This is a genomic window from Streptomyces sp. NPDC036815 (assembly GCF_055609205.1).
Map to the genome: position 1 here is coordinate 282,691 of NZ_JBVJPW010000007.1, position 18,377 is coordinate 301,067.

Consider the following 18,377-nt stretch of genomic DNA (forward strand, 5'->3'; position numbering starts at 1 on the left):
CTACGCCAGTGGGCACACAGGACGCGTGGCTTCCCCCGTACGGGCCACCGGTCCCCCGCCGGACCGCCGGATGCCGGAAGCTGTCAGGTGTGAGCCTCCGGAGCCTGCGGGCGAGCGTGACCCGCGGCGTCGCCCTCCGCGGCGTCGCCGACCAGCGTGCAGCCGATCACCGCGCCACCGGCCATCACCTCGTCGGCCCCCGCGCCGCCGTCCCACCGCGCCTGCCGCATGTCGAGCTTCGGAACGTGCCCCTGGGCGGCGCGCGACGCCTGCCGCAGGGGGGTGCCCTCCTCCCGGTACCGCTCCAGGGCCCGCAGTTCGCTGCCCGGAAGCAGCACGCCGTCAGAGCGGACCACGCGCCACCACGGAACGCCCCCTCCGTAGAGGGCCATCACGCGCCCGACCTGGCGCGGACCGCCTTGCTCAAGCCACTCGGCGACGTCCCCGTACGTCATCACCTTCCCCGGAGGGATCAGTTCGGCGACCTCGAGGACCCTTTCCGCGTACTCCGGCAGTGCCTGTCCCGCGTCGTCGGGCGGCGCCTGTCCCGTTCGGCTCTCCTCGCTCATCCGGACCATCCTGCCGTACCCCACCGACAAGGTGACGGGCCCGGTACAGAGCGTGCCGCAGGGCCTCTGACTGGGCACAAAGTGTCGTTTCGTGACCACTTCGCAGCCTTGCGTTGCCCCCTGCTGCCCCCCTCGAGGGACAGGACATGCCACCATCGTCCGGGCGGTGACTGGTGATACGAGATCAAGAAGAGACCACGGAGCAGCAGGGCGTGCATCCCGATGAGAAGGCGGGCACCTCTGCGTCCGAGTCACACCCGGACACCGGTGAGCGCCCCCTGAAACCAGAGAAGACCGAGCAGCGGACCGGCGAGCGGAACGACGAGCAAGGGGTCGCGTCCGATGTCGCACACGAGATCGCCCCCGGCTCCGGCTGCGCCGACGGCGAGGGGGCGCACACCGACCGCGTCGCGGGCGACGAACCGCTCCTGGCCGCTCGTGTGCACCGCCCGTCCGACCTCATGCGGCTCCTCGTCGGCGTGCTCGCCATCGCGGTGCTCCTGGCCATCGCCGCGTTCGCGCACGGCACGACCTCCGGCCTCGAACAGGACATCGACAAGGGCACGGAGCAGGCGCCCGATCTGCTGATCAAGGTCGCGGGCCTGGTCGCCAGCATCGGCGTGCTCCTCGTCCCGGTCGCGTTCGCGATCGAACGCCTGATCAAACGGGACGGGTTGCGCATCGCCGACGGGGTGCTCGCCGCCGTCCTCGCGCACGGCGTGACACTGGCCACCGACCTCTGGGTCGCGAAGGCGGCCCCCGACTCCATCCAGGACGCGCTGACCAAGCCGTCCCCCGCCGACCTGCACGCCTTCACCGATCCGGTGCACGGCTACCTCGCGCCCGTCATCGCGTACATGACGGCCGTCGGCATGTCCCGCAGGCCGCGCTGGCGCCTGGTGCTGTTCGTGGTGCTGCTGCTCGACGCGTTCACGATGCTGGTGACCGGCTACACGACGCCGTTCTCGATCATCCTGACGGTGCTGATCGGCTGGGCGGTGGCGTACGGCACGCTCTACGCGGTCGGCTCGCCGAACGTACGGCCGACCGGGCAGACCCTCCTCGTGGGCCTGCGGCACGTCGGCTTCCACCCCGTGAGCGCCGCCCGCGAGGAGTCCCCGGACAGCGAGCACGGCGACCGCGGCCGCCGGTATTTCGTCACCCTGGAGGACGGCCCGCCCCTGGACGTCACGGTCATCGACCGCGAGCAGCAGGCCCAGGGCTTCTTCTACCGGGTCTGGCGCAGGCTCACCCTGCGGGGCATCACCCAGCGGCGCAGCCTGCAGTCCCTGCGGCAGGCCCTGGAGCAGGAGGCGCTCCTCGCGTACGCGGCCATCGCGGCCGGGGCGAACGCGCCCAAGCTGATCGCCACGTCCGAGCTCGGCCCCGACGCCGTGATGCTCGTCTACGAGCACACCGGCGGCCGCACCCTGGACTCCCTGCCGGACGAGGCCATCACCGACGAGCTGCTGTGCGACACCTGGCGGCAGGTGCAGGCGCTGCAGTCCCGACGGATCGCCCACCGCAGGCTCGCGGGCGACGCGGTGCTGGTGGATCGTTCCGGCAAGGTCATCCTCACGGATCTGCGCGGCGGTGAGATCGCCGCGGGCGACCTGGTCCTGCGGATGGACATCGCCCAGCTCCTGACCGCGCTCGGCCTTCGCGTGGGCGCGGAGCGCGCGGTCGCCGCCGCCCTCGAGGTCATCGGGCCGGACGCGGTGGCCGACTGTCTGCCGCTGCTGCAGCCCATCGCCCTCACCCGCTCCACCCGCGGCACGCTGCGCAAGCTGGCCCGGGAACGGTCCCAGCGCGAGCGCGAGGCCGTCCTCGAGGCGTCCCACCGGGCCAGGGCCGCGCGGGCTGAGGTGTCCGAGGACGACCCGCTGGACAAGCCGTCGCAGAAGGCCGGCAAACAGGCGGAGAAACAGGCCGCCAAGCAGGAGCAGCAGGCCGAGAAGCAGGCGATAGACGACGCCATGGAGCAGGCCCGCGAGGACGACCTGCTCACCCAGATCCGCCATCAGGTGCTGCTCATCCGCCCCGCCGCGCCGGTCGAGCCGGCGCAGCTGGAGCGGATCAGGCCCCGGACGCTGCTCAGTTTCATCGCCGGTGCCATCGGCGCGTACTTCCTGCTCTCGCAGCTCACGCACGTCGAGTTCGGCACGCTCTTCCAGGAGGCGGAGTGGGGCTGGGTGGCCGCCGCGGTGGGCTTCTCCGCGCTGAGCTACTTCGCGGCGGCGATGAGCCTGCTCGGCTTCGTTCCTGAGCGGGTGCCGTTCCTGCGGGCGGTCGCGGCGCAGGTCGCCGGCTCGTTCGTGAAGATCGTGGCGCCCGCGGCGGTCGGCGGTGTCGCGCTGAACACCCGGTTCCTGCAGCGGTCCGGAGTGCGCTCGGGGCTCGCGGTCGCGAGCGTCGGCGCCTCGCAGCTCTTCGGACTCGCCTCGCACATCCTGCTGCTGCTGGTCTTCGGCTATCTGACGGGGACGGAGAAGACGCCGTCGTTCACGCCGTCCCGTACCGTCATCGCCGGTCTGCTGTCGGTCGCGGTGCTGGTGCTCGTCGTCACCGCGATCCCCTTCCTGCGGAAATTCGTCGTCACGCGCGTGCGGTCGCTTTTCGCCGGTGTCGTGCCGCGCATGCTGGACGTGCTGCAGCGGCCGCAGAAGCTGCTCACCGGCATCGGCGGGATGCTGCTGCTCACCCTGATGTTCGTGCTCTGCCTGGACGCCTCGGTGCGGGCCTTCGGCAACGAGGAGATGACGTCGCTCAGCCTCGCGAGCGTCGCGGTCGTCTTCCTCGCGGGCAACGCCCTGGGGTCGGCGGCGCCGACGCCCGGCGGTGTGGGCGCGGTCGAGGCGACGCTGACCGTCGGCTTGATCGCGGTCGGTGTCCCCAAGGAGGTGGCCGCGCCCGCCGTGCTGCTCTACCGTCTGCTGACGCTGTGGCTGCCGGTGCTTCCGGGGTGGCTGTTCTTCAACCATCTGACACGGAAGGGGCTGCTCTGACTCATCCGGTGGGATGACACGTCAGAACAGCAGCAGAAGCACCGCCAGCAGCACCAGCGCCCCGACCACCTCCACCGCCCCCACCACGGCGACCTTCACGCCCTTGCCCGGCAGCAGCGCCGCGCGCGCCAGGTACGCCGCGAAGGGCACCGCGAGCCAGGGGCTCAGCGCGTACGCGGCGGGCACCGCGAGCACGTGGTACGCCACCGACGCCCGGTAGTACGCGCGGGAGCCGCGCTCGCGGATCATCGTCTTCACGTACGGCACCGTGCCCGCGAAGAACAGCAGGCAGGCGAGCGCGGGGCGCCAGCCGTCGGCGAGGGAGCCGCCGCCCGTCCGCAGGGTCACGAGGAGCATGCCGCAGGCGGGCAGCACCGCCGCCAGCCCGTTGACCAGGGCCCGCTCCTTGTTCCGCCACGCGTAGTACGTGTTGACGGCCACGAAGGGCGCGGCACACAGGGCCGCGAGCAGCAGCCAGGGGTGGGCGAACAGGAGCGGCGTCCCGCACGCCGCGCACAGCGCCGCCGAGGCCAGGGCGGGGCGCACGTGGCGGCGCGGGGCCCTCGGGTTGCGGGAGAGGCGGCGCAGCCGCAGCCACTGCTGGGCGTGGAAGGCGGCGACGTACCCCGCCAACCAGGCGACGAACAGCGGCAGATGGGCCCAGCGGGGTCCGGCGCCCGGCCCGTGGGCGAGGAACACGCCCGCCGCGAACGGCACCGCGAGCATCGCCCACGCACCGTGCTGGTTCGGCAGCCACGTGTGGAGGGCGCCGCGCTTCTTCCTGCTCATGTTCTCAGCCTCGCAGTACAGGGGCCCGAACAATTCCTGCTGTTGGTCACCCCTTCACGGGACCTAAGACCCCGGGGCCCCAACCATCCCCAGGCTTAGGGTCGTTGTAGGCGGCACGTGGGTGTGGCCTTTTCTTCGGGACGGCCGGGAGACAAGACGTTGCAGCAGAGGAAAGAAATCGCTGAGACGCTCGTGAAGGCCGGGAGTTTCTTCACCCGGACCGCGGAGACATCCGAGGACCTGCACCGGGTGGAGCACACCGGCGGTCGGGACGGGGAATCCTTCTATCGCGACCGCTGGAGCCACGACAAGGTCGTGTATTCCACGCACGGAGTCAATTGCACCGGCTCGTGCCGCTGGAAGGTGTACGTCAAGGACGGCATCATCACCTGGGAAACCCAGGCCACGGACTACCCCTCCGTGGGGCCGGACCGCCCCGAATACGAACCCCGTGGCTGCCCGCGCGGCGCCTCCTTCTCCTGGTACACGTATTCGCCGACTCGCGTCCGCTATCCGCATGTGCGCGGCGTGCTTCTGGAGATGTACCGCGAGGCGAAGGCGCGGCTGAAGGACCCGGTCCTGGCCTGGGCCGACATCCAGGGCGACCCCGAGCGCCGGCGGCGGTACCAGCGGGCGCGCGGCAAGGGCGGCCTGGTGCGGGCTAGCTGGGACGAGGCCGTCGAGATCGTCGCGGCCGCGCACGTCCACACGATCAAGGAACACGGCCCCGACCGGGTCGCGGGATTCTCCCCCATTCCCGCGATGTCGATGGCGTCGCATGCCGCGGGCGCCCGTTTCCATTCCCTCATCGGCGCCCCGATGCTCTCCTTCTACGACTGGTACGCGGATCTCCCGGTCGCCTCTCCGCAGGTGTTCGGCGACCAGACGGACGTACCGGAATCGGGCGACTGGTGGGACGCCGCGTATCTGATGATGTGGGGTTCCAATGTGCCGGTGACGCGGACGCCGGACGCGCACTGGATGACCGAGGCGCGCTATCGGGGGCAGAAAGTCGTCACCGTGTCGCCGGATTTCGCGGACAACACGAAATTCGCGGACGAGTGGATGCATCCGCACCCCGGCACGGACGGTGCGCTCGCCCTCGCCATGGGGCACGTCATCCTGAAGGAATTCTTCGTCGACCGGCAGACGCCGTTCTTCCAGGATTACGTACGCCGCTACACGGATCTGCCTTTCCTGGTCACGCTCGACGAGACCGGAAAGGGCCTCGTACCGCACAAGTTCCTCACCGCCTCCGACATCGGCGAGGAGACCGAGAACGCCCGGTGGAAGACCGTCCTGATCGATGACGCGAGCGGCGGGTTCACGGTGCCCAACGGCACGCTCGGGCACCGCTGGGGCGCTTCCGGGACCCCCGACTGGAATCTGGACCTCGGTGACACGGTGCCCCGGCTCACCCTGCACTCGCCGGACGCCGAGAGCGCGGAGATCCTGCTGCCCCGCTTCGAGGACGACGCGCCCGGCGTCATGCGCCGGGGCGTCCCGGTGCGCCGGATCGGCGGCCGCCTCGTCACCACCGTCTTCGACCTGATGCTCGCCCAGTACGGCGTCCCGCGCGCGGGACTGCCCGGTGAGTGGCCCGCCTCCTACGACGACGCCTCCCAGCCCGGCACCCCCGCCTGGCAGGAGACTCTCACCTCGGTTCCTGCCGCGCAAGCCACGCGCGTGGCACAGGAGTTCGGCGAGACGGCCGAGGCCTCACAAGGGCGCTGCATGATCCTCATGGGCGCGGGGACGAACCACTGGTTCCACGCGGAGACGACCTACCGCGCCTTCCTCGCGCTGCTCACGCTCACCGGCTGCCAGGGGCGCAACGGCGGTGGATGGGGGCACTACGTCGGGCAGGAGAAGTGCCGCCCGGTGACCGGCTGGGCGACGCTGGCGAGCGCCTCCGACTGGGGGCGCCCGCCCCGGCACATGATCGGCGCGGGCTGGTTCTACCTGCACACCGACCAGTGGCGCTACGACAGCCTGCCCGCCGAGTCCCTCGCGTCCCCGCTGGGGGAGGGCCGCTTCGAGGGCATGACGGGCGCCGACTGCCTGGCCGCCTCCGCGCGCATGGGCTGGATGCCGTCGTACCCGACGTTCGACCGCAACCCCCTCGACCTCGGAGCGGCCGAGGACCCGGTGGCGAGCGCCGTCAAAGAGCTGGCGGACGGCACGCTGGGCTTCGCCGGGGAGGACCCCGACGCGCCCGGCAACTGGCCGCGCGTGCTCAACGTATGGCGGGCCAACCTGCTCGGCTCATCCTCCAAGGGCAACGAGTACTTCCTCAAGCATCTCCTCGGCACGCACTCCAACCTGCCCGACGACGGCCCGCGTTGTGCGCCCCGCGACGTGCGGTGGCGCTCCGAGGACGTCGAGGGGAAACTCGATCTGCTGCTCTGCCTCGACTTCCGGATGACGTCCACGACGCTCCTCTCCGACGTCGTCCTGCCGGCCGCCACCTGGTACGAGAAGCACGACCTGTCGTCCACCGACATGCACCCCTTCCTGCACGCCTTCACACCGGCCGTGGACCCGCCCTGGCAGGCCCGCACGGACTACGACGCGTTCCTGGCCGTCGCGCGCCGCTTCGGCGAGCTGGCGGGCGAGCACCTGGGCGTGCGGCGCGACCTGGTCGCCACCGCCCTGCAGCACGACACCCCGGGCGGCGAGATGGCCCAGCCCGGAGGCGTCGCGCTCGACTGGTCCAAGGGCGAGTGCGAGCCCGTCCCCGGGCGCACGATGTACGACCTGACGGTCGTGGAGCGCGACTACGGAGCGGTCGGCGAGAAGTTCGCGGCGCTCGGCCCGCTGGTCGACCGGCTCGGGGTGACCACGAAGGCGGTCACGTTCGACGTCGCCGAGGAAGTCGCGTACCTGAAGGAGAAGAACGGCACCGTGCGCGGCGGCGCCGCCGACGGCAGGCCGCGCCTGGACACCGCCCAGCGGGCCTGTGAGGCGATCCTGTCGCTCTCCGGGACCTCCAACGGCCGCCTGGCCACCCAGGGCTTCCAGACGCTCGAGAAGCGCGTCGGCACCGAGATGGCGCACCTGGCCGCCGAGGCCGAGGGGAAGCGGATCACGTTCGCCGACACCCAGGCCAGGCCGGTGCCGGTCATCACGTCTCCGGAGTGGTCGGGCAGCGAGTCCGGCGGCCGCCGCTACACCGCGTTCACCGTCAACACCGAACACCTCAAGCCCTGGCACACGCTCACCGGGCGCCAGCACTTCTTCCTCGACCACGACTGGATCCACGAGGTCGGCGAGGCGCTGCCCGTCTACAAGCCGCCGCTGAACATGCACCGCCTCTACGGAGAGCCCCCGTTGGGATCCCGGACGGTCGGCGACGGCGGCCGCGAGGTGGCCGTGCGGTTCCTGACCCCGCACAACAAGTGGGCGATCCACTCGCAGTACCAGGACAACCTCTACATGATGACGCTCGGCCGCGGCGGTCAGACGGTGTGGATGTCCCCGCAGGACGCGGACGCCATCGGCGTGCGCGACAACGAGTGGATCGAGGCCGTGAACCGCAACGGCGTCGTCACGGCCCGCGCGATCGTGTCCCACAAGATGCCCCCGGGGACCGTCTACATGAACCACGCCCAGGAGCGGACCGTCGGCGTCCCGAAGACGGAGCGGACCGGGCGGCGCGGCGGCATCCACAACTCCCTCACCCGGATCATGCTCAAGCCGACCCATCTGATCGGCGGATACGCCCAGTTGACCTGGGCCTTCAACTACCTGGGGCCGACCGGCAACCAGCGCGACGAGGTGACGGTCATCCGTCGCCGCTCGCAGGATGTGGAGTACTGATCATGCGCGTCATGGCCCAGATCGCCATGGTCATGAACCTCGACAAGTGCATCGGCTGCCACACCTGTTCGGTCACCTGCAAGCAGGCGTGGACCAACCGCAAGGGCACCGAGTACGTCTGGTTCAACAACGTCGAGACGCTCCCCGGACAGGGCTACCCGCGCCGCTGGGAGGACCAGGAGCGGTGGCGGGGCGGCTGGGAGCGGACCAGGTCCGGCAGGCTGCGGCTGCGGGCCGGAGGGCGCCTCAAGCGGCTCGGGCAGATCTTCGCCAACCCCGAACTGCCGGAACTCACGGACTACTACCAGCCCTGGACGTACGAGTACAAGAACCTCACCGACGCCCCGGCGGGCGACGACATGCCCGTCGCCAAACCCCTCTCGCAGCTCACCGGCGAGCCCATCGGGACCATCGAGTGGGGGCCGAACTGGGACGACAACCTCGGCGGCGCCCCCGAGCACGCGCCCAAGGACCCCCTGGTGGAGAAGATCCGCGACGAGGTCGGCGAGAAGATCCGCTTCGAGTTCGAGCAGAGCTTCATGTTCTACCTGCCGCGGATCTGCGAACACTGCCTCAACCCCGCGTGCGTCTCGTCGTGTCCCTCCGGGGCGATGTACAAGCGTGTGGAGGACGGCATCGTCCTGGCCGATCAGGACCAGTGCCGCGGCTGGCGGATGTGCGTCTCCGGCTGCCCCTACAAGAAGGTCTACTTCAACCACGCCACCGGCAAGGCCGAGAAGTGCACGTTCTGCTTCCCGCGCGTGGAGGCCGGGATGCCCACCATCTGCTCGGAGACCTGCGTCGGCCGCATGCGCTATCTGGGCGTGATGCTGTACGACGCCGACAAGGTCACCGAGGCGGCCTCCGTGGCGGACGAACAGGACCTGTATCCGGCGCAGTTGGAGTGCTTCCTCGACCCGCACGACCCGGCGGTCGTGACTGCCGCCCGCGCATCGGGCATCAGCGACGAGTGGCTGGACGCGGCCCGCCGCTCCCCCGTGTACGACCTGATCAGGACGTACCAGGTCGCTCTTCCGCTCCATCCGGAGTACCGCACGATGCCGATGGTCTGGTACGTGCCGCCGCTCTCCCCGGTGGTCGAGGCGGTCGCCGCGGCCGGCCGCGACGGCGAGGACCCCGGCAACCTGTTCGGCGCCATCGACGCGCTGCGGATCCCGGTGGAGTACCTCGCCGAGCTGCTCACGGCGGGCGACACCTACGCCGTCGACGCGGTGCTGCGCCGCATGGCCGCCATGCGCGCCCACATGCGGCGCGTCAACCTCGGTGAGGAGCGCGACGAGTCCGTCGCCGCCGCCGTCGGCCTGACCGGGCAGGAGATGGAGGACATGTTCCGCCTCCTGGCCGTCGCCAAGTACGAGGACCGGTACGTGATCCCGACCGCCGCGCGGTCCGACGCGGACGCCCTCGCCGACGCCCACCCCTTCGCGGAGGGCTGCCCGGTGGCCGGGGCCGCACCCGCCGCCACCGAAGAGCGCGTCCTGCTCAACCTCAGCCCCACCCGGAGGAGCGCATGAGCCCCGACGCCCTCACCCGCCTCGTCGCCGGACGGCTCCTGCAGTACCCGGACGAGCGGCTGTACGCGGAGCTTGACCGCCTCCACGAAGCGAGCGGTCACCCGCTGCTGCGCGCCTTCATCACCCACGCGCGCGGGCAACGCCCTCTGGACCTCGCCGCGCACTACACACGTGTCTTCGACACCCGCAACCGCCGCTGCCTCTACCTCACCTGGTGGTCGGACGGCGACACCCGCAACCGCGGGCTCTCGCTGGTGCGCGTCAAGCGGGTGTACCGCGAGCACGGCCTGGAGTTCACCTCCGAGGAGCTGCCCGACTTCCTGCCGGTGCTCCTGGAGTTCGCCGCCCGCGAGGAGACCGCGGGCACCGCCCTCCTTGAGGAGCACCGGGCCGGACTCGAACTGCTCCGGCTCGCCGTCACCGACGCGGACACCCCGTACGCGCGCGTGCTCGAAGCGGTCTGCGGGACGCTCCCGGGGCCCTCCCCGAAAACGCGGGCCGAGGCGAAGGCGCTCGCCCGCAGCGGGCCGCCCCGCGAGTCCGTCGGGCTCGAACCCTTCGGGCCCGGCGTGGAACTCCCCTGGCCCACCCACCCCGGCGCCCGCCCCGGCCGCGAAAGGACCCCGGCGTAATGGACCTCATCCTGTGGGGCGTCATGCCCTACGTCGCCGTCACGCTCCTGATCGCGGGCCTGGCCTGGCGCGCCAGGTACGACCGGTTCGGCCTGACCACACACTCCTCCCAGCTGCGGGAGTCGCGGCTGCTGCGCATCGGCTCGCCGCTCTTCCACTTCGGGATGGCGTTCGTGGTGCTCGGCCACGTCGTGGGCCTGCTGATCCCGGACAGCTGGACCGACGCGGTGGGCGTCAGCGACCACGCGTACCACCTGCTCGCCGTCTCGACGGGTGCCGTCGCGGGCCTCGCCGCGGCCGTCGGCATCGGGATCCTCGTGTACCGGCGCCTGACCGTGCCCGCCGTCCGCGGAGCCACGCTCCGCAGCGACCACCTGATGTACACGGTGCTGCTCGGCGCGCTGTTCCTCGGCCTGATCGCGACCGTCCTCAACTCCTCCGGAGCGGTCGACTACGACTACCGCGAGGGCATCTCCGTCTGGTTCCGGAGCCTGTTCACGCTCCGGCCCGACTACGGGCTGATGGGCGCCGCGCCCCTCGCCTTCAAGCTGCACGTCGTCTTCGGTTTCGCGCTGTTCGCGCTGATCCCCTTCTCCCGGCTCGCCCACATCGTCAGCGCGCCCTTCAAGTACCTCTTCAGGCCCTACGTGGTCTACCGCCGCCGCGACCCCGCACAGCTCGCGAACCGGGAGCCCGAGCGGGGCTGGGAGCGGGTCTCGTGAACCGGATCGTCAGACGCCCCCGGCACGATGTCGGCGAGCGCCCCTTCATCGTCATCTGGGAGGCCACGCGCGCGTGCCCGCTGGCCTGTCCGCACTGCAGGGCCGAGGCACGGCCCGCGCGGGACCCGCGCGAGCTGGACGGCGCGGACGCCCGCCGCCTCATGGACCAGATCGCCGCCTTCGGACGGCCGAGCCCGCTCTTCGTGATCACGGGTGGCGACCCGTTCCAGCGGGCCGACCTCACCGACCTGATCTCCTACGGAACGGCCCGCGGACTGCGCGTCGCCGTCTCCCCCTCGGGGACGCCGACCCTGGACCGGGCGAACCTCACCGCGGTGCGCGACGCCGGGGCCCTCGCCCTCTCGCTGAGCGTCGACGGCTCCACGGCCGAGCGGCACGACGCGTTCCGGGGCGTGGACGGCGTCTTCGAGTGGACCCTGGAGGGCTGGCGGACCGCCCACGAGCTCGGCCTGAAGGTGCAGATCAACACCACCGTCACGCGTGAGAGTCTGGCGGACCTCGCGGACATCGCGGCCCTGGTGCGGCGCGAGGGCGCGATGCTGTGGAGCGGCTTCGTGCTCGTGCCGACGGGCCGCGGCGGACAGCTCGCCGCGCTCACCCCCGACGAGGTCGAGGACGTCCTGCACTTCCTGTACGACACGGGCGCGGTCCTGGCCACCAAGACCACCGAGGGCCACCACTTCCGCCGCGTGGCACTCCAGCGCGTCATCCTGGAGCGGCACGGCGAGACGCCCGAACGGGGCCCCCTGTACGCCCACCTCACGGCACGCGCGCGTGCCCTCGGTCTGCACGAGGGCGAGCGGCGCGCGGTGCGCAGGCCGCCCATGGACGTCGGCTCGGGGCGCGGCTTCGTCTTCGTGTCGCACACCGGCGAGGTGCGTCCCAGCGGCTTCCTGCCGCTGGCGGCCGGCAATGTGAAGCACCATCCGCTCGTCGACATCTACCGGGGCTCCGCGCTGTTCACGACGTTGCGCGAGCCGTCCCTGCTCGGCGGCGCGTGCGGGCGCTGCGAGTTCAACACCGTCTGCGGGGGCTCCCGTTCGCGCGCGTACGGGGCGACGGGGCGGGTCCTCGCCGCCGATCCCTGGTGCGCGTACGAGCCCGGGAGCTTCCCGTACCAGGACGAGCTGCGGGAGCTGCTCGCGCAGGCCACGCCGTCCCGTACCGCCTCCGCGGCCCGCCCCGGCGCCCCGGCCCGAACGGAAGGGGGCGCGGCATGACGCGCTCAGTGATCGTCGTCGGCGGCGGCATCAGCGGTCTGACCGCGGCCTGGCGGCTGCGCGCCGACGCGGAGGTCACCGTCCTCGAAGGCGCCCCCCGCATCGGCGGCAAGCTGCGCACCGGCACCCTCGCGGGCATCCCCGTCGACGAGGGCGCCGAGTCGCTGATGGCGCTGCGCCCCGAGGCCGTCCACCTCGCGCAGGAGGTCGGCCTCGGCGACGACCTGTGCGACCCGGCCCCGGCGCCCACCACCCTGTGGTCGAACGGCGCGCTGCGGCCGCTGCCGCCCGGCCACGTCATGGGCATCCCCGCCGACCCCGGCGCGCTGGCGGGCACCGGCCTGCTCTCCGAGGAGGGCGCGACCCGGCTGCGCCACGAGGAGTCCCTGCCCGTCGAGCCGACCACCGACGACGTGTCCGTCGCCGAGTACCTCGGCGGGCGCCTGGGGCAGGAGGCCGTGGACCGGCTCGTGGAACCGCTGCTCGGCGGGGTCTACGCGGGCCGTCCCGACCGCCTCTCGCTGCGGTCCGTGCTGCCGCGCGTGGCGGCGGTCGCGGAGCGGGGCGAGCCGCTCCTCGGGGCGCTGCGGCGGATGCACCCGTCCTTCGGCACCGCCGCCCCGCGCGCGGGTGCCCCGCGAACCGTCCCCGTGAAGGGCCTGCGCGGCGGCGCCGGACGCCTCCCGCTCGCCGTCGCCGCGGCGAGCGGCGCCCGCGTGCTCACCGGCACGCGCGTGCGTGAGCTGCGGCGCACCCCCGGCGGGCGGTGGCGGGTGCTCGCCGTCACCGGGGACGGGCCGCTGCTCCTGGAGGCGGACGCGGTCGTCCTGGCCGTGCCCGCGTACGAGGCGGCGGAGCTCCTGCGGCCGCACGCCCCGCTCGCCGACGCCGATCTCGGGGCGATCCAGCATGCCGGCACCGCCGTGGTGACCATGGCGTTCCCGCGCGCGGAGGCCCTCGTCCTGGGCCACGGGAACCGGCACGGGGACGCGCTGCCCACGGGCAACGGCTTCCTCGTCCCCGCGGTCGACGGGCGCACCCTCAAGGCGGCCACGTTCCTCAGCAACAAGTGGCGCTGGCAGCGCGAGGCGGCCCCCGACCTCTTCCTGCTGCGCACCTCGATCGGCCGCGTCGCCGAGGAGCACCGGCTCGCCACCCCGGACCGCCATCTGGTGCGCGCCTCGGTCACCGAGCTGCACCAGGCGCTCGGGTCCGTCGGCGAGCCCGTCGCGGCCCGCGTCACCCGCTGGGAGCGGGGCCTTCCGCAGTACGGCGTCGGCCACATCGAGCGCATCGCCCGCGTCCGCGAGGCCGTCGGCAAGCTGCCGGGGATCGCGCTGTGCGGTGCGGCGTACGACGGGGTGGGCGTCGCCGCGTGCGTGGCGACGGGGACGGCCGCCGCCCGCCGGATCGCCGAGGGCTGACCCCGGACAGCGCGCGGGAAACGCCGGAGTCCGCAGCGCGGGCTCACCCACACGGCCCGCGCCCCGAGCGCCCCGTCAGGAGCCCGCGCAGGATGAGCACATGCCCACACAGTCCACGCCGCGCGTCACCGCGCTGGCCGCCGCCGCCCTGCTCCTGTCCGCCGCGCTCTCGGCGTGCGGCGGCGGCGACTCCAAGGAAGAGGACCTGTCGGCTCAGAAGCTGAGCTGGAAGGACTGCCCCGCACCCGACGACTCCGAAGGCGGCGGCGGGGCCCCGTCCCCGCTGCCCGGCGGCGCCGAGTGGCAGTGCGCCACCATGAAGGCGCCCCTCGACTGGTCGAAGCCGAAGGGCGACACGATCGACGTCGCTCTGATCAAGGCGGCCACGAGCGGCGGCAAGGACGACCGCATCGGCTCCCTCGTCTTCAACTTCGGCGGCCCCGGCGGCTCGGGCATCACCACGCTGCCCGCCTTCGGAGAGGACTACGCGAAGCTGCGCACCCGCTACGACCTGGTGAGTTTCGACCCGAGGGGCGTCAGCCGCAGCGCGGGCATCCGGTGCGAGGACGCCGAACAGCTCGACACGTACTTCCAGCAGGACTCCACGCCCGACGACGAGGCCGAGCGGAAGAAGCTCGTCGAGAACGTGAAGTCCTTCAACGGTGGCTGCGAGAAGAACGCCGGCGACACCCTCGGCCACGTCCGCACCACCGACGCGGCCCGCGACATGGACCTGATGCGCCAGGTCCTCGGCGACGACAAGCTGCACTACTTCGGCATCTCGTACGGCACCGAACTCGGCGGCGTATACGCACACTTGTTCCCCAAGAAGGTGGGGCGGGCGGTGTTCGACGCCGTGGTCGACCCCACCGAGAACGCCGAACAGGGATCGCTCGGCCAGGCGAAGGGGTTCCAGCTCGCGCTCGACAACTTCGCGAAGGACTGCACGTCGCAGTCGGCGGACTGCACGATCGGCGACAGCGAGCAGGACGTCAAGGACAAGATCGCGAAGCTCCTCGACGACCTGGACAGCAAGCCCATCCGCGGCCTCCCGCCGCGCGAACTGACGCAGACCGCCGCCACCAACGGCATCGCGCAGGCCCTGTACTCCAAGGACTTCTGGCCCTACCTCACCCAGGGCCTGGAAGAGGCCTACGACGGCGACGGCAAGATCCTGATGGCGCTCTCGGACTCGATGAACGGCCGCAACGAGGACGGCGAGTACAGCAACATCCAGTCCGCCAACGTCTCGATCAACTGCGTGGACGACAAGGCGCGTTACACCCCGGGACACGTCCAGAAGAAGCTCCCCGAGTTCCGCGAGGCCTCACCGCTGTTCGGCGACTACCTGGCGTGGGGCATGGTCAGCTGCACCGACTGGGCGGTCGAGGGCCAGGCCGACCACCCCGACGTGAGCGCGCAGGGCGCGCCGCCCATCGTCGTCATCGGCAACACCGGCGACCCGGCCACGCCGTACGAGGGCGCGCGCAAGATGGCCCGGGCACTCGGCAAGGGCGTCGGCGTCGAGCTGACGTACAAGGGCCAGGGCCACGGGGCGTACGACAGCAAGAACAAGTGCGTGCGGGACGCCGTGAACGGCTATCTGCTCAAGGGGACGGTCCCCAAGGCGGACACGGTCTGCTCCTAGAGGCTGTGTCGCGGGCGGCCCTTCCCGGTGCTGTCGGAGGGCCCGCCTACTATGGCCTGACTGTCTTCCGAGGGGGGAAGCGCTTTCATGCAGCGTTTCGTACGGTCCGCGGCCCTGGCCGCCGCAGGAGTGCTCGTGGCGGGCCTGGCCGCCGGGTGCGGCTCGTCCGACGACGGCGGCGAGAGCGACGGGAAGGGCCCCTCGGCGAGCTCCCGCGGCCCGCGGCCGAAGCCGGACCCCTCCTCGACCCTGCCCGCCTCGCTGACCGCCCAGAAGCTGGACTGGGGCCGCTGCGAGGCGCCCGAGGGAGGCAGCGCGCCGGGCACCGAGTGGCAGTGCTCGACGCTCGAGGTCCCGCTGGACTACGCGAAGCCGGACGGCGAGCGGATCGGGATCGCCCTCATCCGCGCCAGGAGCACGGGCAAGGGCGACCGCATCGGCTCCCTCGTCTTCAACTTCGGCGGGCCCGGCGGCTCGGGCGTCACCGGCCTGCCGTCCTTCGCCGACTCCTACGACACCCTGCGCGAGCGGTACGACCTGGTCAGCTTCGACCCGCGCGGGGTCGCGGCCAGCGAGGGCGTGCGCTGCCGCGACGACCGGGCGACGCAGGCCGCCGAGAAGAGGATCGACCTCACCCCTGACACCCCGGCCGAGGAGAAGGCCTACTTCGAGGACGCGGCGGAGTTCGGCGCCGGCTGCGCGCGGAACGCGAAGAAGGTCATCGGCCACATCTCCACCGCCGACGCCGCCCGCGACATGGACCTCATGCGCCAGGTCCTCGGCGACGGCAAGCTGCACTACTTCGGCGTCTCGTACGGCACCGAACTCGGCGGCACGTACGCCCACTTGTTCCCCCGGCGCGTCGGCCGCCTCACCTTCGACGCGGTCGTCGACCCGAGCACCGACTCGATCGGCCACGCGGAGAACCAGGCGAGGGGCTTCCAACGCGCCCTGGACAACTACTTCAGGTCCCGCGGCCAGGACCCGAAGGCGGGCGCCGCGAAGATAGTGAAACTGTTCGAGCGCCTGGACGCCGAGCCGATGCGCGCCTCGGGCGACCGGAAGCTGACCGAGTCCCTCGCGAACACGGGCATCCTGGTCACGCTCTACAGCAAGCAGACCTGGCCCACACTGACCCGCGCCCTCGCGGACGCCGAGAAGGGCGACGGCTCGGCGCTGCTCCAGCTCGCCGACGCCTACAACGAACGCGACCCCTCCGGGCACTACAGCACGCAGAGCCACTCGCAGCGGGCAATCTCCTGCCTGGACTCCAAGGCGCGGACCTCTCCGGAGGCGGCGAAGAAGCGCCTGGACCGCTTCCGTGACATCTCGCCCGTCTTCGGGCGGATCCTCGGCTGGGACACGGCGGGCTGGTGCCACCAGTGGCCGGTGGCGGGGCTCTACGACTCCCCCGAGGTGAGCGCGCCCGGCGCCGCGCCGATCCTCGTCGTCGGCAACACCGGCGACCCGGCCACGCCCTACGAGGGCGCCCGCAGGATGGCGGACGAGCTCGGCAAGGACGTCGGCGTCCACCTGACGTGGAAGGGCGAGGGCCACGGGGCGTACGGCAACGGCAGCGACTGCGTGGACGGAGCGATCAACACGTACCTGCTGGAGGGCACGCCCCCGAAGAACAACAAGGTCTGCTCCTCCTGAGTCACGCCGGCCCGTCCGGCGTTCGAGGACGAGCCCTCAAAGCGAAAAAGGGGGCCCGCACCCAATAGGTGCGGGCCCCCCTCATGGACCGTTCAGGCCCTACGCCTAGTAGATCGGCTTCTCGGGCTCGATCTGGTTGACCCAGCCGATCACGCCGCCGCCCACGTGCACCGCGTCCGCGAAGCCCGCGGACTTCAGCACGGCGAGCACTTCCGCGGACCGGACACCCGTCTTGCAGTGCAAGACGATCTTCTTGTCCTGCGGGAGGTCCTGCAGGGCGTTGCCCATGAGGAACTCGTTCTTGGGGATCAGCTTGGCGCCGGGGATCGAGACGATCTCGTACTCGTTCTGCTCGCGCACGTCGATGATCTCGATCTTCTCGTCCGCGTCGATCCACTCCTTGAGCTGCTTGGGAGTGATCGTCGAACCGGCCGCCGCCTCCTGGGCCTCCTCGGACACGACGCCGCAGAAGGCCTCGTAGTCGATGAGCTCGGTGACGGTGGCGTTCGGGCCGCAGACCGCGCAGTCGGGGTCCTTGCGGACCTTGACCTGGCGGTACTGCATCTCCAGGGCGTCGTAGATCATCAGACGGCCGACCAGCGGGTCGCCCACGCCGGCCAGGACCTTGATCGCCTCGGTGACCTGGATGGAGCCGATCGACGCGCAGAGCACGCCGAGCACGCCGCCCTCGGCGCAGGACGGGACCATGCCGGGGGGCGGGGGCTCCGGGTAGAGGCAGCGGTAGCACGGGCCGTGCTCGCTCCAGAAGACGGACGCCTGGCCGTCGAAGCGGTAGATGGAACCCCACACGTACGGCTTGTTGAGCAGCACGCACGCGTCGTTGACCAGGTAACGCGTCGCGAAGTTGTCCGTGCCGTCGACGATCAGGTCGTACTGGCCGAAGATGTCCATCACGTTGTCGGCCTCGAGCCGCTCTTCGTGGAGGATCACGTTCACGTACGGGTTGATGCCGAGGACCGAGTCCTTCGCGGACGCTGCCTTGGAGCGGCCGATGTCCGACTGGCTGTGGATGATCTGACGCTGCAGGTTGGACTCGTCGACCTCGTCGAACTCGACGATGCCGAGCGTGCCGACACCGGCCGCGGCCAGGTACATCAGGGCCGGCGACCCGAGGCCGCCGGCGCCGACACACAGCACCTTGGCGTTCTTCAGCCGCTTCTGCCCGTCCATCCCGACATCGGGGATGATCAGGTGGCGGGAGTACCTGCGGACCTCGTCGACGGTGAGCTCGGAGGCGGGCTCGACCAGGGGTGGCAGCGACACGGGGACTCCGTTGGTCGGTATTTCGGAAGGTTGTTCTCCGCGTAACACTGCCA

Annotated in this window: 12 protein-coding genes; 9 read left to right on the top strand and 3 right to left on the bottom strand. The window is 71.5% G+C overall.

Translation table 11 applies throughout. From position 1 onward, the window contains the following. Positions 1–83 precede the first annotated feature (83 nt). Positions 84–569, bottom strand: coding sequence for an MGMT family protein (locus ACZ69I_RS17650; RefSeq protein WP_470833067.1), 486 nt, complete (start codon positions 567–569; stop codon positions 84–86). Positions 570–781: 212 nt separating this feature from the next. Between ACZ69I_RS17650 and ACZ69I_RS17655 the strand changes: the two genes are divergently transcribed. Beyond that, positions 782–3,574, top strand: coding sequence for a lysylphosphatidylglycerol synthase domain-containing protein (locus tag ACZ69I_RS17655; RefSeq protein WP_470833069.1), 2,793 nt, complete (start codon positions 782–784; stop codon positions 3,572–3,574). A 21-nt stretch (positions 3,575–3,595) separates the two neighbouring features. On the opposite strand, the gene ACZ69I_RS17660 is transcribed toward ACZ69I_RS17655, so the two are convergent. Further along, on the bottom strand, positions 3,596–4,363 hold the full coding sequence (locus ACZ69I_RS17660; protein WP_470833070.1) for a YwiC-like family protein: 768 nt from the start codon (positions 4,361–4,363) through the stop codon (positions 3,596–3,598). Between the two features lie 177 nt (positions 4,364–4,540). Here ACZ69I_RS17660 and ACZ69I_RS17665 point away from each other — a divergent pair, with 177 nt between their 5' ends. From ACZ69I_RS17665 to ACZ69I_RS17700, 8 genes are all read left to right on the top strand, one after another. Further along, positions 4,541–8,182, top strand: coding sequence for a nitrate reductase subunit alpha (locus tag ACZ69I_RS17665; protein ID WP_470833160.1), 3,642 nt, complete (start codon positions 4,541–4,543; stop codon positions 8,180–8,182). 2 nt (positions 8,183–8,184) lie between these two features. Next, on the top strand, positions 8,185–9,717 hold the full coding sequence (gene narH, locus ACZ69I_RS17670) for a nitrate reductase subunit beta (protein WP_470833072.1): 1,533 nt from the start codon (positions 8,185–8,187) through the stop codon (positions 9,715–9,717). Beyond that, the gene (gene narJ, locus ACZ69I_RS17675) at positions 9,714–10,349 is read left to right on the top strand and encodes a nitrate reductase molybdenum cofactor assembly chaperone (RefSeq protein WP_470833074.1); all 636 of its coding nucleotides are present in this window, start codon (positions 9,714–9,716) and stop codon (positions 10,347–10,349) included. The genes narH and narJ overlap by 4 nt, the downstream gene beginning before the upstream one ends. Next, a complete protein-coding gene (gene narI, locus ACZ69I_RS17680; protein ID WP_467671039.1) occupies positions 10,349–11,071 on the top strand; it encodes a respiratory nitrate reductase subunit gamma in 723 nt (240 codons plus the stop codon). The genes narJ and narI overlap by 1 nt, the downstream gene beginning before the upstream one ends. Beyond that, positions 11,068–12,312, top strand: a complete 1,245-nt coding sequence (locus ACZ69I_RS17685) for a TIGR04053 family radical SAM/SPASM domain-containing protein (protein WP_470833076.1) — start codon at positions 11,068–11,070, stop codon at positions 12,310–12,312. The genes narI and ACZ69I_RS17685 overlap by 4 nt, the downstream gene beginning before the upstream one ends. Then, a complete protein-coding gene (gene hemG, locus ACZ69I_RS17690) occupies positions 12,309–13,736 on the top strand; it encodes a protoporphyrinogen oxidase (protein WP_470833077.1) in 1,428 nt (475 codons plus the stop codon). Before ACZ69I_RS17685 ends, hemG begins: the two co-directional genes overlap by 4 nt. Positions 13,737–13,836: 100 nt before the next feature. Next, on the top strand, positions 13,837–15,384 hold the full coding sequence (locus tag ACZ69I_RS17695) for an alpha/beta hydrolase (protein ID WP_470833079.1): 1,548 nt from the start codon (positions 13,837–13,839) through the stop codon (positions 15,382–15,384). Between the two features lie 87 nt (positions 15,385–15,471). After that, positions 15,472–17,040, top strand: coding sequence for an alpha/beta hydrolase (locus tag ACZ69I_RS17700; RefSeq protein WP_470833081.1), 1,569 nt, complete (start codon positions 15,472–15,474; stop codon positions 17,038–17,040). Positions 17,041–17,145: 105 nt separating this feature from the next. On the opposite strand, the gene moeZ is transcribed toward ACZ69I_RS17700, so the two are convergent. Beyond that, on the bottom strand, positions 17,146–18,324 hold the full coding sequence (gene moeZ, locus ACZ69I_RS17705) for an adenylyltransferase/sulfurtransferase MoeZ (RefSeq protein ID WP_467671028.1): 1,179 nt from the start codon (positions 18,322–18,324) through the stop codon (positions 17,146–17,148). Positions 18,325–18,377: the final 53 nt, after the last annotated feature.